Source organism: Curtobacterium sp. MCBA15_007 (assembly GCF_001864905.1).
GTDB classification, from domain to species: Bacteria; Actinomycetota; Actinomycetes; order Actinomycetales; family Microbacteriaceae; genus Curtobacterium; species Curtobacterium poinsettiae.
Map to the genome: position 1 here is coordinate 258,365 of NZ_MJGM01000001.1, position 22,234 is coordinate 280,598.

General features: G+C 65.7%; 23 protein-coding genes. 16 read left to right on the forward strand and 7 right to left on the reverse strand.

All coding sequences use genetic code 11. The annotated features are described in order from the left end of the window. Nucleotides 1-45: 45 nt before the first annotated feature. From BIU95_RS17645 to BIU95_RS18055, 4 genes are all read left to right on the forward strand, one after another. A complete protein-coding gene (locus BIU95_RS17645) occupies nt 46-2,001 on the forward strand; it encodes a TniQ family protein (RefSeq protein ID WP_175470699.1) in 1,956 nt (651 codons plus the stop codon). 102 nt (nt 2,002-2,103) lie between these two features. Further along, nucleotides 2,104-5,136 (forward strand): DEAD/DEAH box helicase, encoded by a 3,033-nt coding sequence (locus tag BIU95_RS01225; RefSeq protein ID WP_083389168.1) that lies wholly within the window; start codon nt 2,104-2,106, stop codon nt 5,134-5,136. A 79-nt stretch (nt 5,137-5,215) separates the two neighbouring features. Further along, nucleotides 5,216-6,799, forward strand: a complete 1,584-nt coding sequence (locus BIU95_RS18050; protein ID WP_139179584.1) for an ATP-binding protein — start codon at nt 5,216-5,218, stop codon at nt 6,797-6,799. Then, entirely contained in the window at nt 6,799-7,995 is a 1,197-nt protein-coding gene (locus BIU95_RS18055) for a hypothetical protein (protein ID WP_139179585.1), read from the forward strand. The genes BIU95_RS18050 and BIU95_RS18055 overlap by 1 nt, the downstream gene beginning before the upstream one ends. A 642-nt stretch (nt 7,996-8,637) precedes the next feature. Here the strand turns inward: BIU95_RS18055 and BIU95_RS01230 are convergent. Beyond that, entirely contained in the window at nt 8,638-9,123 is a 486-nt protein-coding gene (locus BIU95_RS01230) for a GNAT family N-acetyltransferase (RefSeq protein ID WP_017887837.1), read from the reverse strand. A 68-nt stretch (nt 9,124-9,191) separates the two neighbouring features. Between BIU95_RS01230 and BIU95_RS01235 the strand changes: the two genes are divergently transcribed. Both BIU95_RS01235 and BIU95_RS01240 read left to right on the forward strand, forming a co-directional pair. Further along, complete coding sequence (locus BIU95_RS01235; protein WP_017887838.1) at nt 9,192-9,761, forward strand: GNAT family N-acetyltransferase; 570 nt, start codon at nt 9,192-9,194, stop codon at nt 9,759-9,761. A gap of 134 nt (nt 9,762-9,895) precedes the next feature. Then, nucleotides 9,896-10,270, forward strand: a complete 375-nt coding sequence (locus BIU95_RS01240) for a DUF3021 family protein (RefSeq protein WP_017887839.1) — start codon at nt 9,896-9,898, stop codon at nt 10,268-10,270. Nucleotides 10,271-10,339: 69 nt separating this feature from the next. Here the strand turns inward: BIU95_RS01240 and BIU95_RS18060 are convergent, their stop codons facing one another. Beyond that, nucleotides 10,340-11,158 (reverse strand): hypothetical protein, encoded by an 819-nt coding sequence (locus BIU95_RS18060; protein ID WP_139179586.1) that lies wholly within the window; start codon nt 11,156-11,158, stop codon nt 10,340-10,342. A 209-nt stretch (nt 11,159-11,367) separates the two neighbouring features. After that, complete coding sequence (locus BIU95_RS01250; RefSeq protein ID WP_017887842.1) at nt 11,368-11,835, reverse strand: tetratricopeptide repeat protein; 468 nt, start codon at nt 11,833-11,835, stop codon at nt 11,368-11,370. 324 nt (nt 11,836-12,159) lie between these two features. On the opposite strand from BIU95_RS01250, the gene BIU95_RS01255 reads away from it, so the two are divergent. Then, a complete protein-coding gene (locus BIU95_RS01255; protein ID WP_017887843.1) occupies nt 12,160-12,582 on the forward strand; it encodes a hypothetical protein in 423 nt (140 codons plus the stop codon). A gap of 78 nt (nt 12,583-12,660) precedes the next feature. Here BIU95_RS01255 and BIU95_RS01260 read toward each other — a convergent pair whose 3' ends face one another. Beyond that, nucleotides 12,661-13,095, reverse strand: a complete 435-nt coding sequence (locus tag BIU95_RS01260) for a hypothetical protein (protein ID WP_139179587.1) — start codon at nt 13,093-13,095, stop codon at nt 12,661-12,663. A gap of 283 nt (nt 13,096-13,378) precedes the next feature. Here BIU95_RS01260 and BIU95_RS01265 point away from each other — a divergent pair, with 283 nt between their 5' ends. Genes BIU95_RS01265 through BIU95_RS01280 form a run of 4 tightly spaced genes read left to right on the forward strand, consistent with a single transcriptional unit; the run spans nt 13,379 to nt 15,894 of the window. Beyond that, complete coding sequence (locus BIU95_RS01265; RefSeq protein ID WP_139179588.1) at nt 13,379-13,843, forward strand: hypothetical protein; 465 nt, start codon at nt 13,379-13,381, stop codon at nt 13,841-13,843. Between the two features lie 54 nt (nt 13,844-13,897). Beyond that, nucleotides 13,898-14,317, forward strand: coding sequence for a MauE/DoxX family redox-associated membrane protein (locus BIU95_RS01270; protein ID WP_017887847.1), 420 nt, complete (start codon nt 13,898-13,900; stop codon nt 14,315-14,317). Nucleotides 14,318-14,365: 48 nt separating this feature from the next. Continuing rightward, entirely contained in the window at nt 14,366-14,926 is a 561-nt protein-coding gene (locus tag BIU95_RS01275) for an MOSC domain-containing protein (protein WP_017887848.1), read from the forward strand. After that, complete coding sequence (locus BIU95_RS01280; RefSeq protein ID WP_017887849.1) at nt 14,926-15,894, forward strand: NAD-dependent epimerase/dehydratase family protein; 969 nt, start codon at nt 14,926-14,928, stop codon at nt 15,892-15,894. Before BIU95_RS01275 ends, BIU95_RS01280 begins: the two co-directional genes overlap by 1 nt. A 23-nt stretch (nt 15,895-15,917) precedes the next feature. Here the strand turns inward: BIU95_RS01280 and BIU95_RS01285 are convergent, their stop codons facing one another. Beyond that, nucleotides 15,918-16,364, reverse strand: a complete 447-nt coding sequence (locus BIU95_RS01285) for a MarR family winged helix-turn-helix transcriptional regulator (protein WP_139179589.1) — start codon at nt 16,362-16,364, stop codon at nt 15,918-15,920. A gap of 174 nt (nt 16,365-16,538) precedes the next feature. Between BIU95_RS01285 and BIU95_RS01290 the strand changes: the two genes are divergently transcribed. From BIU95_RS01290 to BIU95_RS01305, 4 genes are all read left to right on the forward strand, one after another. Further along, a complete protein-coding gene (locus BIU95_RS01290) occupies nt 16,539-17,192 on the forward strand; it encodes a hypothetical protein (protein WP_017887851.1) in 654 nt (217 codons plus the stop codon). 105 nt (nt 17,193-17,297) lie between these two features. Continuing rightward, nucleotides 17,298-18,182: a S26 family signal peptidase gene (locus BIU95_RS01295; protein WP_017887852.1), complete on the forward strand. Its 885-nt coding sequence runs from the start codon at nt 17,298-17,300 to the stop codon at nt 18,180-18,182. After that, nucleotides 18,179-19,036 carry a LamG domain-containing protein gene (locus tag BIU95_RS01300; RefSeq protein ID WP_071250004.1) on the forward strand — a complete coding sequence of 286 codons (858 nt, stop codon included), beginning with the start codon at nt 18,179-18,181 and terminating at the stop codon, nt 19,034-19,036. The genes BIU95_RS01295 and BIU95_RS01300 overlap by 4 nt, the downstream gene beginning before the upstream one ends. 230 nt (nt 19,037-19,266) lie before the next feature. Next, the gene (locus tag BIU95_RS01305; RefSeq protein WP_017887854.1) at nt 19,267-19,836 is read left to right on the forward strand and encodes a manganese efflux pump MntP family protein; all 570 of its coding nucleotides are present in this window, start codon (nt 19,267-19,269) and stop codon (nt 19,834-19,836) included. Between the two features lie 83 nt (nt 19,837-19,919). On the opposite strand, the gene BIU95_RS01310 is transcribed toward BIU95_RS01305, so the two are convergent. Next, nucleotides 19,920-20,255, reverse strand: a complete 336-nt coding sequence (locus BIU95_RS01310) for a DUF4190 domain-containing protein (RefSeq protein ID WP_017887855.1) — start codon at nt 20,253-20,255, stop codon at nt 19,920-19,922. Between the two features lie 86 nt (nt 20,256-20,341). On the opposite strand from BIU95_RS01310, the gene BIU95_RS01315 reads away from it, so the two are divergent. Next, nucleotides 20,342-20,698 (forward strand): hypothetical protein, encoded by a 357-nt coding sequence (locus BIU95_RS01315; RefSeq protein WP_071250006.1) that lies wholly within the window; start codon nt 20,342-20,344, stop codon nt 20,696-20,698. 29 nt (nt 20,699-20,727) lie between these two features. Here BIU95_RS01315 and BIU95_RS01320 read toward each other — a convergent pair whose 3' ends face one another. Further along, nucleotides 20,728-22,128 (reverse strand): hypothetical protein, encoded by a 1,401-nt coding sequence (locus BIU95_RS01320; protein ID WP_017887857.1) that lies wholly within the window; start codon nt 22,126-22,128, stop codon nt 20,728-20,730. Nucleotides 22,129-22,234: the final 106 nt, after the last annotated feature.

Sequence of the window (22,234 nt, forward strand, 5' to 3'; positions counted from 1 at the left end):
TCACGGCCACTCTGCCAGCCGACCGTACTGGCGGTCAGACCGCGGGTGTACCGCGGGGAATGGCTGCAATCGGCCATCACCCGATGGGCATGGTCCATCTTCGGAGTTTCGCGCGGCACCCTTCTGGATGCATTCGGGCTCTCTGACCTGAGCGAACACGAGATACGTCAGTTGGGCCAGCACGCCAGCGAGGACGTGCTCGAGAACATCGAAGAATCGATCGGGCTGCCCGTGGATCTACTGCGCCGGATGACCATGGAAGGTGCCATGACCGGGGGTCCCGAGATCTCGAGGACTGGGGTGCCCTCGATCGCATCTCGGTACCTATGGGCGCGGCGCACTGGCACGCGCTACTGTCCGGACTGCCTGCTCGAGCGGCCTGGGGTGTTTTACGCCGCGTGGCGTCTGAACTGGACCTTCGCGTGTATGCGCCACGAGCGGATCCTCCTCGACGCTTGTCCGGAGTGCTTGCTGCCGCTCTCTGAATCGACGGCTCGAAGCCGATACTTGGGGGACCCGAACCGGTGCCGAGCCAACGTCGGCGGAGGCCTTCCCGTCACCCGGTGTGGCGCGGACCTGACGGCCGCATGGGACGAATCACCGCTGCCCAATCACAGCTTTGTCCTCCTCACCCAAGCGCAGATCACGAGAGCCATCGATCGCGCGGACGGCGGCGGCTTGTTTCACACGCTTCGGGGGAACGTGTCTGCCCTCCGTGCCGCTGGCGAACTCGACGTCGTCGCAACGCTGAGCGGCCTACCAGCGCGGGAGCTCGCCGGCCTGGTCGAGGCTGAAAGGCGTGTCGGAGCGAGCGCACCGAACAGCGCATATGCCACCGCGGCGCTGGTGACCGCAGCTTTCATGCTGACCAGGGTCAACGATGTGAGCATCGGGTCGTGGATCCGACGGGTGACTTTCTCCCGATCGCCCGCACCAGTGCCCCGCGGCGCCGGCTACGGGCCCGGAAGTCCTCGCGAACTGCTCACCCGATGGGGCCAACCCGACGGAGCGATGCGGGAAAAGATCCTCGCCGCACACGACCAGGACTTCACCATCTCGCAGCGCCTCGTCTATGGCTCCGCTTTGTCGTCGGTGCGCAAGAGCGTTGAGTCGTCCAACCTTGCAGACGGCCGACCTTGGGTTCGAGTGCAGCACGTACCCGAGCTTCTGTGGACGGAATGGGCGACACCATTGGATGCCGGCGGACCAGTGACAGAGTGGGCGCTTCGATCGGCACTGAGTGCTGCGCTACGAACGGTCGACACCGGAGAGCAGCTTCCGGAATACGTCGACCGTGCTCGGACCGCGGATGCACGGTCAGAAGAGCGGGTCCGCCGCCTCACGCGGCTCCTCCGACCGAAAATGATCGGCGCACCTCGCGACGCCGATCGGCTCGTGCGAGGGATCACCGAGCTCGCGATGCTCCTTCATGCGCATCCCTCACCCATCGACTACGCAAAACGCACTCAGTTGCCTTGGGCTCGGATCCTCCCGAAGACGCACTGGGTGGATATTTGTGACGCCGCAGCACACAACCCAGGCGGCGAGGTCCGACTCCGCAACGCACGGCGCTACCTCTTCAAGCGAGCGACGCAAGCTAGCCCCGGTGCTCTACCAACCGAACTCGCAATCGGACGGCATAGGCAGGACGCCGCTGAGTACTCCAGCTTCCGTGCGGCAGTCACGCTCGAATTGCAGCAAGGCCTCGACTCATACTTGCTCGGGATTTTGCGGTCATCGGGCATCGAAGAGCCAAGCGTCTGGGCACCCTCGCGGGCGCTCGCTCGAACTACCGCGTCGGGAAGGGAGCTGGACGACATCGACTGGCTTCGTCTTCACACACTTCGTGCCGAAGGCTGCACCGAAGCCCGCCTCGCCAAGGAACTCAACAGGAGTATTCGACACTGCCTCTGGGCCGGCGACGCGAGACCGCACCCAAGTGCGGCAAACGTCGAGCGAGTCGATTGGACGCAGGCGTTCGCACATCATGTCGCGGGGTGACAGAAGAAGCAGCGCCCATGGACGGCGGACCTGAGCGGGCGTCCTCGTGTGCCTTTGGCCGTGTTCTGAGTTCTTTGCCGCTAGATTCTGGTGGGGGGCAAAATGGCCGACAAGACTGACGAGGAACCGCGCACCTCAACAGAGCGCCGCGGATCGAAATGGCGAGCCAGCCAGATACTGACGTCTGCGAACGGCACGGACCCTCAGCCGATGGGTCCGGCCGCAGTGATTGATACCTGGCCAACGAACTTCCCCCTGGTCGAGGAGAGCCCAGACCGCCCGGGACTTCGCACACCCCAGGTCGGTGCGGTCCACGCACTCCTCGGGTACTGGACCACCGACCCTCACGTCCCCGCCACTATCGTCATGCCGACCGGCACGGGAAAGACCGACACGATGGTGACCGCCATGGTCGCTACTCGCACCGAGCGTCTTCTGGTTGTCGTCCCCTCCGACGCGCTCCGCGACCAACTCGCCGCAAAGTTCGCAACACTCGGCGTACTCCCGTCGCTCGACCTCGTCCCTGAATCCTCCGCGATGCCCGTCGTTGGGAAGCTCTTCGGCCGACTCGATGACGTCGCGGACGCGGACACCCTTGCCGACACGTGCAACGTCGTGATCTCCACGCCAAACGCTCTGACGAACACTTCCGCTGAGGTGCGCTCCGCGTTCCTGTCGCGGTTCACGCACCTCTTCATTGACGAAGCACATCACGTGTCCGCCCGCACATGGCGAACCATCCGTGACGGATTCGTTCCAAAGCCTGTTGTTCAGTTCACGGCCACGCCCCATCGCACTGACGGACAGCACCTCGGCGGAAGCCTTATCTACGCGTTCCCGCTTCGCGAAGCGCAGCGACAGGGTTACTTCTCGAAGATCCGGTTCGCATCCGTCCTCGAGCTTGTCAACCCCGACGTTGCGGTCGCCAAGCGTGCGATCGCCGCGCTTCGAGCAGACCTCGCAGCCGGCCTCGATCATCTCGTCATGGCGCGAGCGAACACAGTCAATCGCGCCCAGGCGATTCTCGCGATCTACGGGGCCGAAGCAGCCGACCTTGGCCCTGTCCTAGTGCACAGTGGCACGAAGAAAGCCGACGCGGATACGGCGCTGGCGAATCTGGCGTCCCGTGAGTCGAGAATCCTGATCTGCGTCGACATGTTCGGCGAAGGGTTCGATCTCCCTCAGCTGAAGATCGCGGCGATGCACGACCAACACCGTAGCCTCGGCATCACCCTCCAGTTCGTTGGCCGCTTCGCGCGGAGCGGTGGCGCAACGATGGGGTCGGCGACCGTGGTTGCCGCACGAAGCGAAGTACGGCACAACGACGCGCTCCGTCGCCTGTACGCGGAAGACGCCGATTGGAACCTCATCATCGAGGACCTCACCGCTCGAGCGGTGGAGGAACAGCAAGAGATCGACGAATTCACGAAGGCTTTCGGCAGCCTCCCCGACGCGATCTCAATCCACTCGATCACTCCGGCGCTGAGCACGGTCATCTACAAACCGACCACCCTGACCTGGCACCCTCAGGGTGCGAGCGAATTCGTACCACCAGACAGGTTGGTCACCTACCCGATTCCAACGAACGAGCGCGACCACGTGCTCTGGTACGTCACCGCCTCACGAAGCGAACCGCGCTGGGGCATGGTCGACAACGTCGACGCAATCGAGTACAACCTCTTCATCGTGTATTGGGACGAGAAGCACGGCCTGCTCTACATCCACAGCTCCGACAACAGCTCCGTTCACGAGAAACTGGCTGCTGCCGTCACTGACCAACATGGCATCGCCCCACTCAGCGGAGAGGACGTCTTCCGCGTCTTCCACGAAGTACAGCGCCTTACCCCGAACAACGTCGGACTCCTTGACACACGGAACCGCAGCCGCCGCTACACGAGTCATCACGGGAGCGATGTCACGGAAGCCTTCCCCGCGGTGGAGGCTCAAACCAAAACGCAGACGCACATCGCGGGAACCGGGTTCCTGAACGGCACGCAGTACTCCATCGCAGCATCCTTGAAAGGTCGAGTGTGGAGCCACCGGACCGCGAACGGGCTGAAGCAGTGGACGGAGTGGTGCGACGTGGTGGGGCCGAAGATCATCGACCCCACCATCAGTGTTGATGAGATCATGAGCGGGTTCATCCGCCCAGTGACCGTGGACGCGTGGCCGGCTGATCGCATCGTTCTCGACCTGGAACTCAGCGCGGCGCTCGGCGACGTTCTCGAGCCAGCCGACGTGACCGTACATGGCGTTTCAGTTCAGTTCGCGGATGTATCGCTCGTCGTGGGCGAGCGGACGGCTCCGTCAGATCTTTCGTTCACGGTTCAATCGCCACTTTGGAGTGTGCAGTACGTGATGCGTCTCACGGCATCCGGACTGACCGTCCACCCCGCAGATCCTGCCCGGGAAGTCGGGATCGTTCGAACGCGGAAGACCCAGCCGCTCTCAGAACTTGCGAACCGATTCGGCATCCGTGTGTTGCTCGACAAGGACGCAGTCATCGAGCCTCCCGGCCTCCTCCTCCAGCCCAATCGAGAAGTGCCGCCGTTCGCGGCAAATCGACTCACGCCACTCGATTGGGACGGCGTCAACATCCGGAAGGAGTCGTGGGGCCAAGATCGCGACCCGAACACCGTCCAAGGGCGAGCAATGGAGGTTGTTCTGGAGGGCACGTGGGACGTGGTGCTCGATGATGATGGATCCGGTGAGGTCGCGGACATCGTTGCCCTTCGCGAGGTCGATGGGGTACTCGTCATTCAGCTGACGCACTGTAAGTTTTCGAGCGAGGATCAGCCCGGTGCTAGGCTGGTCGACCTCTATGAACTTTCTGGCCAAGCGCAGCGATCCGCTGGCTGGCGGAGAAATACTGAGCGGATGATGCAGCGGCTGATTCGCCGAGAACGAACGCGCGCTGCGTCGAACCGCACGGGGTTCGTGCTCGGAACCATCGAGGACCTTCAGCGACTCTATGAAAGGTCCGAGGCGCTCCGCCCTCGCCTCGACATCGTGATAGCTCAACCTGGTCTCAGTAAGAAGCTCGTCAAGCACAACCAGCTCGAACTCCTCGCCAGCGTCGATATGTACCTCAGCGAAACGGCGCTCTCGAAGCTGACCGTGATCTGCAGTGAGTAGTCCAGTGCCGCAGGAGGCTTGGACCGAGATAGCCAGATTGGGTCTCCCGCAGGCTGCGCGAAGGGCTTATGCTATCGAAGTGACGGATCCCCAAAGGCGAAGAGGAAAGACCAACAATCAGGCGGCGCTTGACGACCATAAGCTGCGTTTTCGTCGGTCCAGCGTCGCTGCAAGCCAGTTTCTTGACTACCTCGGAGCAAGTGAGGTTGGGGTCTGGCGGGTCGAACCGGACAGCAACCCCTCCCGCTGGTGGCTGAATGTAACATTGCCACAGCATCAGCAAAATATCTTTGATCTGCAGCGAGAGATCAAGGTGCTTTTCACCGATTACGAACGTGTAGAGCCTCGAACTCTTGCAGTTATACATGAGCGCGTTCGGAGGGACATCCGAGTAGAATCGGACCTTGCAATACTTGTTAGCAATGACGCAGGTGCAAGAGACAAGGCTCGACGACGCGCCGGTGAGATGGCAATCATCGCGGTTGAACCTAATGCCTTTGTCGGCGATAATCCGCCAAAACTGCATGAGCTGATAGCCGAAGCAATTGCGACCGTTGATCATTACGATGTAACAACGGCCATCCGGGACCCCAGCGGATTCTACGGACGCACGGCGGAGGTGGAGTCAATTGCTGCGGATTTGAAGAGGGCCGTCTCTGTCGGAGTTTTCGGTTTGCGGAAGGCGGGAAAAACTTCTCTTCTGAACGCTGTTACCACGCTCCGCAACAACGAAGGCGGGCACGTAACTATCCACATTGACGTAAGTGAGATTGTTACCGCCGAGCAGTTCCGCTCGGCGGTGCTGGAGAAACTCTGGTTCGCAGTTCGAGACCTTTCCTCGCCTGCGCAATTCTCCCCACGTCTGCGGACGTTAACGCGGTCAGGAACTCGGAAGACCGAAGTTCTAGATTCAGCACCTCTCTGGGTGCAGGACATTCGCGAAATACTTGGCGAAGTTGATTTCCCTGCCGCTTTGGTCGTGGATGAGATCGATCAGGCGTTCCCGCTGAGATCAAACTTGGAGCCTGACGAAGCGCGTGCGTTGTACACCGCGCTGGTGCAGCTACGTAGCCTTCTGCAGGAGCAAGAATCATTAGTCCTGCTATGCGCCGGCGTCGACCCGGCGCTATTCGAGCGACCACTTTTCGATGGTCGAGACAACTTGCTATACAAGCTAGTACGTCTCCTATGGCTCGCACCGATGCCTCGCGAGGAGATGGCGGCGATGGTTCGCTCTCTCGGACGGCGTATGGGTGTGCGCATCCGTGACCACAAAACCATAGATTCCCTGTTTGCGCAGTTCGGGGGCCATCCCCTGCTCACTCGGAAAGCGTGTTCCATAGCGGCTAAAGCTCGAACGGCGGAATCGCTTCCGTTCCATCTTACAACTGAGATTCTGAACCGTGCGATCGAAACGCGGGCGTATAGTGGACCGCGGGAGGAAGCCGCTGATGTACTGAAATCATTCACGGAGTGGTTCCCAGATGAATCCGCATTACTACATCTCTACTTTTCCAAGGATGTAGATGAGGCCGAGGGTGGTCGCGAAATCCTCCAGGAAGAGCCGGACGCGCTGGCTCATGCGATTGCCTATGGATTGTGTTTCTCGGATTATAGTGCGCGGATTTCAGCTGCTATTTCCGCACTCGATAGAACAAACTGATGACCAGGTCGACCAGTGCTTGGATCGAAGAAGTCGCCTATAAGCTTGTGGGAGGACAGCGATTCATACTTCGACTTCCGCCACGGGTAGGAAAGACTTACCTGATTCGCGAGCTCGCGGAATTTATCGGCTCGAGTGCCATATATGTTGACGGCAATGCCTTCACTGATATGACTCACAAGGCCGAGCGCGAAGCCCTGGCGAGCCGGATTGAGGAAGCGGTAAAAGGGCCAGGCGGAGCACAAGTGCTCTTTGATTCCTATGACACGGCGGTATCCCGGCCAGGCGGAGCGCGCTTACAAAACTGGTTGAGCCGTCGTTTCATTGATGGTGACAATGCGCAGGACATTGGGGCAATGTTTACCGCGCGATGCTCAACTCAGGTCGAGAGGCCGGGCGCCGGAAGTCCGCTCCTCTCTCGGGTCTCACCGATCGATCCGCCAAAGCTCGGTATTAGCCGGAGTGCAGACGTAGCGCCGGAAGTACAAGAATGGTTCGGCGATTCTTCGCTCTTCGCGGACCAAGCAATCAGTGCCGATAGTTTCTCGCCTACTACGGTCGCGGATCGCTGTGAGCAAGATCGGTCCTACTTACAAGACGTTCGCGAAGCCGCAACTGAAGTGCTCCGACGGCAGCGGATCGATGAGCAGTTCGATTCAGTAGGTGCTCGAAGCGCCGCGAGCGGTCTTTTCACAAGTGAGGGGCCCACCTTGCTCTTCAAGCGGTTGGAAGCATCCTTGCAACCGCCGCCGTCTATCGACCCAAGATGGCCGAGTGTCCTTTCTGGAAGCGTGCAGAAATTTGTAGAGATGGTCGCAGGCGCTCAGACGATCACGTGGTGCGACCGCTATATGTATAGGGACATTCAGCCCCTTCGAAACTTCTTGCAAGCAGTGGTAACAACTGTTGGGTGCCAAGTTCGCTTGCTTGGTGCTCCCGCCGTAGGGGATCGCGTGATCTCTCGGGCTGAGATGCTTCGGTTGAACCTCATACCTGGCGTTGAAGCGCGTTTCATCACGTCGGCCGACCATTACGATCTGCATGACAGGCACGTCTTCGTTGGCTCGGGAGGGTTCGTTGTTCCGCAGGTGCACGTGATTGTCGGTGAGCAAAGGCCGGGGAGTGCGGTGGCTGCGGCTGTTTCGAGGTTCGGCGTGAATTACGATGTGGTCTGGGAGCGGTCAATTCAGCCCTAGTATGGGGCAGCTCCGATTGGGTCTGGCAGATTATCGGCGCCGAGGGACATGGGTATGCCGCTTCGGAGATTCGATGCGCGAGGAAGGCATCGTCGTCGTTTCAAAAGCCGCGGCGAACCCCGTTCAAAGGGGGCGAGAGCACCCCGGGCCACCCACTAAGATGAGGTGCAGACGGTGCCCCCCCCGGAAGCGCGCGAGCGCGACGGTGTTTGTCCCTGTCTCGACCCGCAGTAGGAGGTACGCCGACGCCGCGCGAGTACGCCCCTTCGGCGGCACTCACGTGTTTGCGACAACTTAACTTTCAGGACGCTGCGACGATATGCCCTTCCATCTCTGATCAGTCGCTGACGGACACGACAGTTTGCCTTTCTCTCGACAACACAATTTGTCTCCTTCGCGCACAACTTGTCGCCGTTCAGCGCGGGCGGGGTCACCCTGGTCATCCGCGCGAGCCCTAGGCCTGTCAACTCGCGCGAAGCGTCCGTATGACGCACCTTCACTGCGAGGGACCGCGGACCACCTATGTGAGACGGAGTCTCGCGGCAGCCAGCGCGAGGATGGGGATCTCAGCGATGCAGCGACTTCGGTCGCGGGAACTGACTCCGCGTTCGGTGCGAGCAGCTGAGTCCGGCAGCCGATCGGCTATTGAGGCGCAAGGCTGCGCCTGTAGTAGACAAGCGACTCGTCACGGTCGATCTCAAGGAACCCGTTCTTGATTAGGACCCGTTGCGACTCGATGTTCTCGAGGTCGGTGTCGGCGACGGCGAAGCGAGCCCCCCACGACGACGCACTCTCGAGCGCCAACCGAACCGCTTCGGTTGCAAGACCTACCCCTCGTGCCGACGGGACGAGACCGTAACCGAACTCCACCTGGTCCGTCGTATCTGGCGGACCGAAGAAGCCGAAGCCTCCGACTGCTCTCCCATCCTCAGTTCGCCGGAGCAGGTACATCGTGAACGGTGTGTTCGTCGGTTCTGCAGCCGCGAGGGATTTCAGCGGGTTGAGCTCATCGTCCAAGGGATACTCACGGTGCCAGTCGTCCCCAGGCAGCTCCTCCCGCTCGATGATTCGCCGAGCGAGGTCGGGAGAGATCGGCTCCAGCGATAGACGAGCACTTCGAAGAATCATCTGCCGATCATCCCATCGCGTCCGTTTGGTGATCAGTCACCGAACCTGACTCTTGAGAGGATGACGGGGTGCGCACTTCTCCGTGGCCCGCTCAGAGCGGGGCTCTCCTCCTCCGCGATCCTCGGCCCGAGGACGCAGACCAGCTCGTCGCCCTGCGGAACAACCCGGTCGTCAACCGGTTCATGCTCCGCACTCATGTCAATCCGGACGCCTACGCCCAAGAGTGGGCCAGCATTCCCGACAGCGACACCGACTTCTCCTGCATCGCGGAGCTGGACGGCCAGCTCGCCGGGCTGGGCTTCCTCGACGTCGTAGACGGCCTGGGACAGCCGGGGATGCCGCTGGCGACGCAAGGCGTCATCGGTTACATGCTGCAACCCGACCTCGCCGGACAGGGACTGGGAACAGACCTGGCACGCGGTCTCCTGACCGCGGCGTTCGACGTGCTCCGGCTCAGACGCGTCACCGCGAGCTGTAACGCTGACAACATAGCCTCCGCCCGCGTACTCGAGAAGAACGGCATGCGACGTGAGCAGCACGGCGTCGAGGACTCCTGGCACGCTGACTTGGGCTGGGTCGACGGCTACCAGTACGCCATGCTCGATCGCGAGTGGACCGCCGCTCGGACCGTCCGATAGCCGATCCGCTATCGGACACCAGCCGGCCGGTCGACAGGTCGTCCTTTGAATGGGCTGTACGAGCGGACTCTGATGTGTGGTCGACTGGGCGCAAACCAGGGGGCACCATGCAACAACCACGTAGGCGAATCGCTTTGCGCGCCGTCCTCCTGGCAGCGATCCCGCTGGTGCTCATGTCCGCGATCGGTGCTTTCCTCCTCCACGACGGACAGGCCGAGGACGGTCGCAGCACCTTCACGGTCGGCGTAATCATTGCAGCTGTGTCCGCGTCGTCCGTCATCTACCAGGTGGACCGTTGGTCCCTCATGCGGCAGTCGCTCACGCACCTCACCATGATGCTCGTCACCGTCCTCCCCGCGCTGCTGCTCAGCGGCTGGTTCCCGGTGGACACGGTCGGCGGCGTGCTCCTCGTCGTCGCGGTGTTCGCGCTCGTGGGCTTGGTCCTCTGGTCGTCGCTGTTCCTCATCATGCGCTTTGTCGAGCGCCGCCAGGCCGCGCGCGTGCAGTAGCCCTCTCTGACTGGCGGCTCGGCATACGTTCGACTCGTCATCGCGCGGCGTCGTCCGGACCGGGATCGGCTACCGGACGCAACACACCACGTGTGCGTGGGCGCTCGGGCCTGTCAGTCGTCGGGCCGATCGCGCGCTCGCCGCGCCAGAGAACTGAGCCCCACGGCAGCGAGGACCGGGCCGAGAAGCGCGATCGGAAGCGGCGTTGACAACGCGATCAGCGTGAGGGCCATGATGCTCGCGCCCACGAGCAATGCCAGGATCGCGAAAGCTGGTTGCATGTACCGCTCCTTCGGTCGGATGAAGACGACGGCCGAGACGTTGCCGACTGCCCCGTTCTCGACAGCATGGTAGGAGGATGCCGCGCGCTTCGTTGTGGTTCTTCTTGCAACTGTCTGCGTTCAGCCACGCCAACGCCGCGCCGGAGTCGGCCTGGTTGCCGGAGCCCTTCTCCTTGTCCTCAACGTTCCAGATGGGCGCGTTCGCACCGAAATTGGCGTCGTGCAACGACCCGAGCTTGGTCGACTTGCCACTGGTGTCGTCCGTCGCCATGTCGAGGTGTTGCAGCTTCGCGCACTTGTTGATGTCGAACTCCAGGGTCGCGACGTCTCCCGGATCGGTCTGCCCAGCGAAGTAGTTCGCGAACTTCCAGTGGCCTCCGAACTCCCACCCGTACAGAGTGTTGACCTTGACGACCCAGACCTTGTAGACGTCTGTCGGGAGCGAGGAGAGCGTCGTCGTCGCCTGTCCGCGATGAGCCGCAGCCGCGTCTGCAGCGTCCTTCTGACGCTGCGCTGTGGTGCCGTCGACGAGCTTCGGCTGGCCTTCGAACCGTACCTGGATGTGAGTGTCGAACAGGCGCAGCGCTTCGGCATCTTGGGCAGCCAAGCGGCAGGGGCCGGGGGCAAGAACCCTTGAAGCGCTCGAATCTCACGATCTGGTGACAGACCTGTCCGAGCGCCTCCCCGAAGGAGCGGCGACCGGAACCAGTCAGCCCGCGCTCGGGCTCGTCGATAGGGCGAACGCGAGTGCGGGTACCGCGCGGAGCGCTGACGGCGCCGAGATCGGAGGTCTCACGACACCGGTTCGGCCGGCGATCATCCGATGTCCACGCGACTGCGTGCGACCGCCAAACCCTGCTCTGCTGAGGCGAGGAGCACCGGGTCTGCTGTTCGTCGGAGTTCGACGGCTTGCTGGAAGTCCTCGATCGCGCGTCTTATTTCGCCGTTCGCGAGGAGGGCTTTCCCCCGGTGTTGCCGCATCACGGCCTCGCGTGCCGTGCCCAAGCTCTCTGCGACAAGGACGTCGTACTCCCCCACAGCAAGAGCGGTGTCCCCGAGATCGCGACGGCAATCGGCAGCAAGCGCCCGCACTCGGGGCGTCTGCTGGAGCGATTCGAGGCCGTGAAGAGCAGCGCGGGCGTTCCCGGTCCACAGCAGTTCGATCGTCTCGGCAAGTGGATCCCCAGCGAGGCCGGCTCGGAAGGCGTCCAGGTCGGTGACGGCGGGGCGGAGGTCGGCAGCTCTGATGATCCAACCGGGTCCACCGTCGACGTCGCTCACCATGCAACGAGGGTAGGTGCCTGTCGTGGCTGCCGGCCGGACTGTTCGCGACCGGACACATCGTGGTGATGCGCCGGGTGGCGGCGACCGGGACAGCTCCTTCGGTACGAAGACGGTCTTGGATGCGGCAGCAGACCGAGGAGAATTGGCTCATGTTCGACTGGCAGACGGGACCAACGGGTGATCCGACACCGTAGGCGCTTGACTCTGGTGGGTGCGTTGATCTCGTCCGCTGCGCTTCTGATGACTGCGTGCGCCGATCACGGTCCGCATACTCCGGCGAGCATGGACTCTTCGTTGACCCCAGAACAGTCACACGACAACGTCATGGACATCTTCCAGGCGGTGAAGTCCGTCGTGGGTGAGGGGGGCTGGGACGAGGGAACCGAGTTCGAGTGGAACGACTGTTCGTCCAATGGCGAAGACGGAGCGCAATTCACGCTCACAGCCATCCGCAAGCACCCGCTGCTTGCCACTCCAGCCGTCGTGACCGGGCGAGTTGCTGCAGCGTTGAAGACGTCGGTCGGGTTGGACGGTGCCCCTGTCGAGCACGATGACACGCTCAAGCCCGCACGAACCGTGATCGCCTACCCGAACGGTTACAACGGCGGCACTTCTGCCGATGGGTTCGGTGTCGAATTCCAGTCCGGCACGGACTTCGCCAGCCTTCTCGTCTACGGGCACTGCGTGCCAGGGAAGCCCCCGAAGTTGGGAACTCCGCTCAACCCGCGCCCTTCCGACGCTCCGTAGCCGCTGCGAGCCGGGCCGTCGCTCCGCTCCTGAGCCTGATCGCTCACGAGACGGGCAACTGGCTCGTCGCTCGCCGTGTCAGCGGCACGCCCAATCGGTCCCGAAGGCTTCGTGCACGCGCCGGAGTGCTTCGGGGTTGCCCCACTCGTCGATCTCCGAGCAGTCGGCGGAGGAGCGCGCTGCGACGAGACCCCAGTTGCCGACGCTCTGCCACGAGTACCGGGTGTCGGAACTCGAGCCCGAGGATGCGCCGCCGCCACCTTGCTGCTCCGGAAGCTGCAGCTGCTCACCGTCGGGGAAGACCAGCACCTGACCCAGCGGGTCACAAGTCGGCAGGCGCGTCGTGTCCAGCTGCTCGACCGAGACCGGCGCTGCGGTGGTGCAGGGCGACAAGGTGGCTTCCCCCGCAGAGAGCGTCAGGAAGTCGTCGTCCCGATCGTGCTGGGCACAGCCGACGAGTGCGACTGCAGCCACTGCGAGGATCGCGGGTACGGTCAGGAACTGAGGGATCACCACCTCAGTCTTGTCCTCGCCCGGCTTCTCGGGTTCACTGCGCTCATGGGTCTCGTCGAAGCAACAGCGTCGTGTGTCGAGTCAGTTCCGGAATGCAACGACACGATGAGCGCATCCACCGACCTGCTGTCGGCGGCGTGGCTCGCATCGGCAGTGGTCGTCGCGGTGCTCGTGGTCTTCGTCGTGATCGTCCTGCGGCGTCGTCGCCGACGGTAGGGCTCTCGCCTCTGGCCCACTGGACACCTCGACGTGTTAGGTTGTGCACAACCTAATGGAGCACATCGTGAAACTGACCAGCTCGATCGATCTCGTCACCGGCGTCCTGCTCGCCGGGCACGGCATCGTCATGGTTCGCCGCACTCCGCTGCGCGCCCGAGCCCAGCAGATGCAGCGCCGGGGCTTCGAGCCGGGCGTCCCGCACGCACTCGGCATCCCGGCGCTGCAGGTCCTGTCCGGGCTCGGAGTCGCTGCCGCAGCGGTTCGCCGTGCGCCCAGGCGCGACCTGGTCGGCACCGGCGCCGCCATCGCGGCGACCGCCCTGGGCGGGACCCGGCTCGCGATCGACCTCGAAGACCAGTCGGTGACGACCACGACCGGTGCTGCCGCGGCACTCACGTTCGCCGGTGGGCTTCGACTCCTCACCTCGACCCGCGGCCGTCCGGTCGCCCGGATCCTCACGCTCGGTGCCGCCGCTGCCGCGATCACGTTCGAGGCCGCACGCCGACGCCGAGTCCTCCGCAGCCGCTGACCTCGTCCTCCCACTCCACCGAACCCCACCCCGATCGTGAAAGGCACCACTCCGATGGCAACCCGCACCCCCGCAGTCCGCTCAACGCTCCCCCGGACCATCGTCCGCATCCTGTTCGGCGCGATGCTCACGTGGGCTGGCATCAGCCACCTGACCGTGGCGCGCGAGGAGTTCCAGGCGCAGGTGCCGAAGTTCGTGCCGCTGCCGACGGACGTCACGGTGATCGCGTCCGGCGTGGTGGAGATCTCGCTCGGCGCTGCGCTGATGCTCCTGGCGCGGCGACAGGTGACCGTGGGGTGGGTCGTCGCGGTGTTCTTCCTGGCGGTCTTCCCGGGCAACATCGCGCAGTGGATGCACCACCGCGACGGCTTCGGTCTGGACACTGACACCAAGCGCTTCGTCCGCCTGCTGTTCCAGCCCGTGCTCATCGCGATCTCGCTCTGGTCCACGAACGCCCTGCGCAAGCGCCGCTGAACAACGCCGCACTCGCGCCGCGCGGACGATGGGTGCAGAATCGGCCCCATGAGCGGGGACGACGAGGACCAGCCGCGCGTGGTCGCGGTCAGCAAGGACGGCGAGCACCGGTTCAGCAAACCGTTGGTCGACGCGGTGACCCTGGTCGCCGGGTGGGGCATCGAGGGGGATGCTCACGCCGGTACGACCGTGCAGCACCGCTCCCGGGTCGCGCGTGACCCGTCGCAGCCGAACCTGCGACAGGTCCACCTGCTCCACGCCGAGCTGTTCGACGAGGTCGCCGAGGCCGGGTTCAGCGTCGAGCCGGGCCAGATGGGCGAGAACGTCACGACGAGCGGCATCGACCTGCTCGGGCTGCCGGAGGGCACGGTGCTGCACCTCGGCGGCGACGCCTCGGTCCGGGTCACCGGCCTGCGGAACCCCTGCCAGCAGATCAACGGCTTCGAACCGGGGCTGCTCCGCGCGGTGCTCGGACGAGCCGAGGACGGCACCGTCGAGCGCAAGGGTGGTGTGATGAGCGTCGTGCTCACCGGTGGCACGGTCCGACCGGGCGATCGCATCCGGGTGGAGCTGCCCACCGGCGAGCGACGAGCACTCGAGCCGGTCTGATGCCCCAGCCCTCGCGACGCGTCCTGGTGCTCGGTGGAACCGGCTGGCTCGGACGGACGATCGTCGACGAGCTGTTGATCGAGGGTGCCGACGTCACGTGCCTCGCCCGGGGCACCACCGGCAGCGTTCCCGAGGGAGCGCGCTTCGTGCAGGCGGATCGGTCCCTGCCCGGCGCCTACGAACCGGCCACCGGCACCTGGGACGAGGTCATCGAGCTCGCTCACGCCCCCGAGTTCGTCGCACCGGCGCTCGACGCCCTCGCCGACCGGGCCGCCCACTGGACGCTGGTGTCCACGGTCTCCGTCTACGCGCAGAACGACGAACCGGGCGCCGATGAGTCCGCCCGGCTGGTGGAGCCGGAGGACCCGTCCGCCTACGCCGACGCGAAGGTCCTCGCCGAGCGCACCACGCGGCTCAGGCTCGGGTCGCGGCTGCTCATCGCACGCCCGGGGTTGATCGTCGGCCCGGGTGACCCCAGCGACCGGTTCGGCTACTGGCCGGCACGCCTCGATCGCGGCGGGCCCGTGCTGGTGCCGACGACGGCGGAGCGCTTCGTGCAGGTGATCGACGTCGCGGACCTCGCCTCCTGGCTCGTCCGGGCGGGGCGCGACGGGTCCGTCGGCACGGTCAACGCCGTCGGGGCACCGGTGTCGATGCACGACTTCCTGCGGTGCGTGGCCGAGGTCACCGGGTTCGACGACGAACTCGTCGCGGTGGAGGACGACGTCCTGCTTGCACACGACGTGGCCTACTGGGCGGGCCCCCGATCACTCCCCCTGTGGATCCCGGTGTCGGACGCGGGGTTCGCGCAGCGCTCCGCAGTGGCGTTCACCGACGCCGGCGGGGTGACCAGACCCCTCCGGGACACCGTCGTGCGGGTGCTCGAGGACGAGCGTGCCCGCGGGACGGATCGGGAACGCCGTGCTGGCCTCACCTCGACCGAGGAACGGGCGGTCCTCGCCAGGTAGACCCTCGGTCCCCACCAGGAAGGTCAGGACGCAGCGGCAGCCTGCTCGTACAGACTCGTCGCCAGGTCGTTGAGCACCTCGTGCAGTTCACCCTTGTGCGCCCCGTCGACGGCCCGGAGCATCGCCGCGTACCGCTCCTGGTAGTCCGACACGACGACATGGCCCGGGGGCAGCAGCCGCAGCAGTGATCCTCGGCGATCGGCCGGGTTCGGTGCGCGCTCGAGGAGCCCGGCGGCGCTCATCCGGTCGATCATGTTCGTCACCGCACCGGAGGTCAGCCCCAGGTACCCGGCGACCTCGGTCGGCGTGGAGTACCCGGTGTCGCTGATGAGCACCATGGCCCGGAGCGCGTTCTCGTGCACGCCCGCGCGAGCACTCAGCTGACTCACCAGGCTCGCGTTCGCGCGCACCACAGCGGTGAACGCGGTCATGAGCTCGGCTGCGCTGTCACCGCTTCGTGCTGCTGTCACGACGGTCTTCCTCCGGGTCGGGTGATGGGGGGACAAGGGCCGTCCCCCGCACTGGGGTAAGTATACGAGTCGCACACATGCTCAATCACTGACTATCTTAACCATTGAAGCAAAACAGCCCGAATGTCTTGCTCCCCCCCGACCACTGAGCATCACCGAACGAAGAGGTACCCCGTGTCCACCAAGCTCCGCACCTCCGCACTGAAGCGGATCCGCTTCGCCCCCGTGGCCCTCCTCGCAGGCATCTTCGCCGCCGTCCTGCTCTCCCTCTCGCTCACCGGCACCCTGTCAGGATTCGCCGCGAGCATCACGAACAGCAGCAACACCGCCGCCAGCGGCACGCTGATCATGCAGGAGCAGAACGCCGGCGCGACCGTCACCTGCCTCAGCACCGACGGCGGCTCGGTCTCGACGAACTCGGCGACCTGCTCGACGATCAACAAGTTCGGCGGCAGCACGACGATGACCCCGGGCAACACGGTCAACACCGCGATCTCGATCAAGAACACCGGCACCGCGAACGCCAGCACCTTCACGCTGAACCCGGGCGCCACGTGCACCCAGTCGGCAAACGGTTCGGCCAACGGCACCGCGACCGACCTGTGCGCCAAGATGAACCTCGTCGTCACCTCTGGCTCGACCACCGTGTTCAGCGGCACCCTCGCCAGCTTCAAGGGTGCGGCCGCGTCGGCCATCACGATGCCGCAGGCCCCGGCCGCCGGTGCGAGTGTCCCGTTCAACTTCGCGGTGACCCTGGACTCCTCGGCCGGCAACACCTACCAGGGCCTCGCCGCCTCGGTCCCGATGACCTGGACGTTCACGGCCTGATCCGGCCCGATCCGGTCCCCATCACCACTCCCCAGACCGGCGACGCTCGGCCGACCCCCCCTCCGGTCGAGCGTCGCCATTCCCTGAACCCTCGGAGCAGCACCCATGAGCCAGACCGCAGCGATGCCGCTCAGCGGCATGCTCGACCGCTCGGTCCTGCGCGGCCGTCCGGTCACCCGCTCCGAGACCGTCCTGGCGTGGTCGGTCGCCGCGATCGCTGCACTCCTGCTCACCGCCGCCGTCCTGTTCCTCTCCGCCGGCGGCCGCTGGTTCGTCGTCGAGACCCCCTCGATGGGCGAGGCTGCCCCGGTCGGCACCCTCGTGCTCGACCTGCCGGTGGACGCCTCCACCCTGCGGGTCGGCGAGATCGTCTCGTTCGAGACCTCCGCCAACCCGGACGTCGTCTACACGCACCGCATCGTGTCGATCGACGCGGACGGTGGGCTCCACACCCGTGGTGACGTCAACGGCGCGATCGACCCGTGGACGCTCACCCAGGCGGACGTCATCGGCACCCCGGCGCTCCTGGTCCCGCACCTCGGGTGGCTGTTCCGGGCCGCCTCGGTCCTGCTCATCGGCACGCTGATCATCCTGACCCTGACCAGCGCGTTCACCGACCGGGTGACCCGTTCCTGCCTGCGGATCACCGGCGGCGCCCTCACGGCCGCGTACGCGGCCTTCGTGTTCAAGCCGTTCGTCAACGTGACGACGATCACGAACACGTCGAGCCCGAACGGGGTCGAGGCGACCGTGGTCTCGTCCGGGATCTTCCCGGTCCGCATCGACGCCCACGGCGGCAACAGCGTCCACCTGGTCGACGGCGAGGTCGGGCGCGTCGTCATCCACGAGCTCACGGAGCACGGGAACTACCAGCTCATGTCGAACATCGACCTCGACCCCCTGGGTTGGGTCGCCTTGATCGCCGTGTGCTTGGTGCCGCTCGTGGCCTGCCTGGCGGTCGGCCGTGTCGAGGCGGTGCGTCCCTCGTGATCCTCGGTCGCCTGCGCGACGGCCGCGTCGTCGCTGTCCTGCTCGTGGTCGCCCTGGCTGTCGTCGTCCTGCTCAACCAGTTCGCGCCGACCCGCTCGGCCTTCAGCGCACGTGTGACGAACAGCACGAACACCGCGGCGACCGCGCCGTACTTCACGTGCACGGGTGCGGTCGGCGCCGACACCGCGAACGCGCTGTTCGCCTACCGCCTGACCGAGGCCTCGGGGTCGAGGACCGCGACCGACTGGTCGGGTCGCGGCTCCAACGGCACCTACCAGGGCACCATGACCGCGACCACGCCGAGTCCGAACGCCTGCCCACGTGACAGCGGCAGCGCCTACGCGCTGAACGGTTCCACGAGCTACGTCTCGACCCCCCGCTCGGTCGCGAACCCGACGACCTTCAGCGAGGAGGTCTGGTTCCGCACGACCGTCGCGGGCGGCATGCTCATCGGCTTCGGGAGCAGCCAGACCGGCGCGTCGAGCCAGCACGACCGGAAGCTCTACGTGACCACCACGGGGCAGCTCGCCTTCGGTACCTACACCGGCAGCGCCACGCAGGTGCTCACGTCGCCGAGGTCGTACACCGACGGCAGCTGGCACCACGTGGTGACGACGATGTCGCCGACCAACGGCATGCGCCTGTCCGTCGACGGCAAGCTCGTCGCGTCGAACGCGGCCTTCACGACCGCCGAGAACTTCACCGGGTACTTCCGCATCGGCTACGACGTCGTCAGCGGCTGGCCGGGTGCTTCCAGCAACCCGTACTTCACCGGGTCCATGCGGTACGCCGCCGTCTACAGCACCGAACTGACGGCCAGCCAGATCGCCGCGCACGCGGCCGCAGGTTCCTGACGCACTGACTGCCGGCCTGGAGGCGCATCGCGGCGCCGCCACGGGCCTCCAGTCCGTCCCCTGGGCACGTCGACGACGTGGGCCGGGTTGGCGGACCGGGCCCACCAACCCCCAGATTCGGCGCGACGAATCCCGCTGATCAGGCCTTTTCGTGCCCCGGACCGTGCCAGGATCGTCAGGTCCTGAGACGTCGGCGTCTCCGTCCGACCCTCTCGAAAGGCGCCGTTCCCATGTCGTTCTGGGCCCTCTTCCTCATCGCGCTCGGCGTCTCCGCAGACGCCTTCGCCGTCGCCCTCGGCAAGGGCCTGCACATGAAGCGCTTCGACGTGCGGCACGCGATCGTGATCGCGCTGACGTTCGGGGTGTTCCAGGCGGTGATGCCCCTGATCGGCTGGCTGCTCGGGTCCGCGTTCGCGCAGTACATCGCGGCCTTCGACCACTGGGTCGCGTTCGGGCTGCTCGCGCTGATCGGCGGGAAGATGCTGTGGGAGGCGTTCTCGAAGCACGAGGACACCGAGCAGGACACCGATCGGCTGCCGGTCCGGGAGCTCCTCGTGCTCGCGGTCGCGACCAGCATCGACGCCCTGGCGGTCGGGGTCACCCTGGCGTTCCTGCCCGTGTCGATCGGCGGCGCGGTGCTGCTCATCGGGATCACCACCGCGGTGCTGTCGTTCGTCGGGGTCCTGGTCGGTCGCCGTGTCGGTGCCCGCTTCGGCAAGCCGGCGGAGATCGCGGGTGGTGTCGTGCTGATCCTGATCGGCCTGAACATCGTGCTGGAGCACACCGGCGTCATCGGCTGAGGCCGCGTCTCCGGAACCGACCCCGGACACACCGGAGGCCCGTGGCGAGCTGCCACGGGCCTCCGGTCTGGTGCTGGTGCGCGTCAGTAGCCGGTGGTGCTGCCTGCCGGGGCGTTCGCGACGGCTGTGATCACGAGGATGATCCACAGGATGCCGAACACGACCGACAGGGCGCTGATGATGACGCCAGCGAGGGCCAGGCCGCGGCCGCGCTCCCCGGTCTTCTTGATCTGCGAGAGGGCGATGATCGACACGACCAGGCCGGCGATGTTCACCACGAAGGCCAGGACGAACCCGACGATCGCCATGACGTTGAAGCGGTCGGACGACGGCTGCATGGGCGCACCGTACGGCTGTGGTCCGCCGCCTGCGTAGGGGTTCGGGTTCTGCTGGTTGAACTGGGGCGTGCCGTCACTCATGGCGCCGCGTCCTCTCTGGTCAGGGATTGTCGACACAGGAAACGTACAGGACCAGCGGGCTGATCGGGGGGTGGGATCATCGGAACATGGGATGGCTCCGCCGACACGTGCTGCACGGCGGCCGGTACGACGAGCGTGATCGACGTGACCAGCTCCGGCGGTACGTCGCCCGGGGCGACCGCCTCGTCGCGTTCCTCACCGGTCACGGCGATCCGTCCGCCGCGCGGGTGCGGGCTCGCGTGGACCACGCGCGGGAGCTGCTCGAGCACGGATGGTCCCGTGACGACCTGCTGACGGTCGCCGCCCCGGTGTGGGCACCGTGGCCGAGCAGCGAGGGGCGTGATGCGGGGGCGCCTGCTCCGGAGTACGCCGACCGGGCGGACGGGTTGATCGCGGACCTGAACGCCGTGGCACTCGAGCTGCGGGCCGTCGCCGAGGTCTGACGGTGCACTGACCGGCAGCACGACACCCGTCAGATGTCGAGCACCCCGTCCACCGCGTCCGACCGGTCGGCGATGTGCCCGGTGGCGATCTCCTCCTCCAGGTGCACCGTGACGTACGTCCAGTCCTCCACGTGCCCGGCGTCGTCGAACACCCGGTAGCGCCGGCGGAGCCGCAGGTACGGCACGGCGCGGTGCTCGAACGACACCACGAGCTCGGTCGCCGGCCACTCCCCCTCGATGGTGGCGTCGACCGCCCGGTAGTCGCTCGCCGACCGGCGGGGCTCGGGGTGGTCGCGGGTCCACAGGATGCCGGGCTGGTCGAGGGCTTCGAACACGGCCACGAGGTCCGCGACCGCGCGCTCCCGTGCGGCAGCGTCCAGGTCGTGCAGCGGCCAGTGCGCGCCCTCGACGTCGGTCAGGTCGAACCGCTCCGTCCACGGCGCGAGGGCTGCTTCCAGACGCTCCTGTTCGTCCTCCCACGACGTCTCGTCCTCGTCGCTCGCGGCACGGGAGGGCAGGTCATCGGTGGTGACGGTGACGGGGAGGCCGCCGCTCACGTCGAGGTCGACCTCCCGGGACACGTAGACGATGCTTCGGAACACGGACGCGTCGGGGTCCCGTCGCGGACCGGTCGGTGCGTACCGGATGGTGAGCACCGAGCCCGTGCGGCGGACGTCCTCGACCAGGTGGTCGACGGCGATCGTCGTCCGGCTGCCGTCGTTGCGGACGAGCACCAGTTCAGTCGGCGGGGTCGGCAGGGGCGGAGCGGGTTCCGCCTGCGGTTCAGGCGGCGGGACGAAGCCGCCCTCGACGCCGCCGAAGCTGACGCTCCAGTACCGGGGCCCATCGTCGTCATCGTCGTCCAGCAGCTCGGGGTCGTCGTCCTCCGGCTCCTCGCCGGCAGCGAGCGTCGCCGCCCACTGCTCCGGCGACGGCCAGAACGGCTCGGACGGCGCCCACGGCAGGGTCTCCGGGTCGACGCCGTCGAGCGGGTCGTCCGAGTCCCCGTCGTCGTCCTCGACCGCCTCGTCGTCCTCCGGATCCTCGGAGTCCTCGTCCTCACCCATCCACATCGACGCGTCACGCGGGTCGCCGATCCACAGCCCCTCGACGTCCGCCCCGAGCACGCGTCGATCCCCGAGGTCGACCGCGCACGTCACCCCGGCCGGCGTGACGTGCACGGCCGTCCGCGACTCTGTGTCGAGGTCGCCTTCAGCGTCCTCGCGCGACAGGTAGACCACCCAGGCGCCCCCGTCGGTCGCGAGGACCCCGACCTCGTCGACCGCACCGTCCGGCAACGGGGCGTCCGGCCACGTCACCCACCGCACGTCGTCGCCCGTGACGACCGCCGCGACCGGTCGCGTGGCGTCCGGCACGATCGTCGCGTCACCGACGCCGACGGCGTCGACGGGCTCGAGGAAGCTGCTCATGCAGCGACCGTACCGCGGGCCTGTGGCCAGCCCGTGAACCAGACAGGAGGCCCGTGGCGGGCCCGCACCGTGCCTCCCGTCCGACCGTTGCCCGTCCACCTGCCGG

What these genes read in the sequence shown, in the direction of transcription:
- BIU95_RS01225 (WP_083389168.1), top strand. Translation starts at nt 2,104, where the DNA reads ATGGCCGACAAGACTGACGAGGAACCGCGCACCTCAACAGAGCGCCGC.
- BIU95_RS18055 (WP_139179585.1), top strand. Translation starts at nt 6,799, where the DNA reads ATGACCAGGTCGACCAGTGCTTGGATCGAAGAAGTCGCCTATAAGCTT.
- BIU95_RS01230 (WP_017887837.1), bottom strand. Translation starts at nt 9,123, where the DNA reads ATGATTCTTCGAAGTGCTCGTCTATCGCTGGAGCCGATCTCTCCCGAC.
- BIU95_RS01250 (WP_017887842.1), bottom strand. Translation starts at nt 11,835, where the DNA reads ATGGTGAGCGACGTCGACGGTGGACCCGGTTGGATCATCAGAGCTGCC.
- BIU95_RS01255 (WP_017887843.1), top strand. Translation starts at nt 12,160, where the DNA reads ATGGACATCTTCCAGGCGGTGAAGTCCGTCGTGGGTGAGGGGGGCTGG.
- BIU95_RS01270 (WP_017887847.1), top strand. Translation starts at nt 13,898, where the DNA reads ATGGCAACCCGCACCCCCGCAGTCCGCTCAACGCTCCCCCGGACCATC.
- BIU95_RS01275 (WP_017887848.1), top strand. Translation starts at nt 14,366, where the DNA reads ATGAGCGGGGACGACGAGGACCAGCCGCGCGTGGTCGCGGTCAGCAAG.
- BIU95_RS01280 (WP_017887849.1), top strand. Translation starts at nt 14,926, where the DNA reads ATGCCCCAGCCCTCGCGACGCGTCCTGGTGCTCGGTGGAACCGGCTGG.
- BIU95_RS01295 (WP_017887852.1), top strand. Translation starts at nt 17,298, where the DNA reads ATGAGCCAGACCGCAGCGATGCCGCTCAGCGGCATGCTCGACCGCTCG.
- BIU95_RS01305 (WP_017887854.1), top strand. Translation starts at nt 19,267, where the DNA reads ATGTCGTTCTGGGCCCTCTTCCTCATCGCGCTCGGCGTCTCCGCAGAC.
- BIU95_RS01310 (WP_017887855.1), bottom strand. Translation starts at nt 20,255, where the DNA reads ATGAGTGACGGCACGCCCCAGTTCAACCAGCAGAACCCGAACCCCTAC.
- BIU95_RS01315 (WP_071250006.1), top strand. Translation starts at nt 20,342, where the DNA reads ATGGGATGGCTCCGCCGACACGTGCTGCACGGCGGCCGGTACGACGAG.
- BIU95_RS01320 (WP_017887857.1), bottom strand. Translation starts at nt 22,128, where the DNA reads ATGAGCAGCTTCCTCGAGCCCGTCGACGCCGTCGGCGTCGGTGACGCG.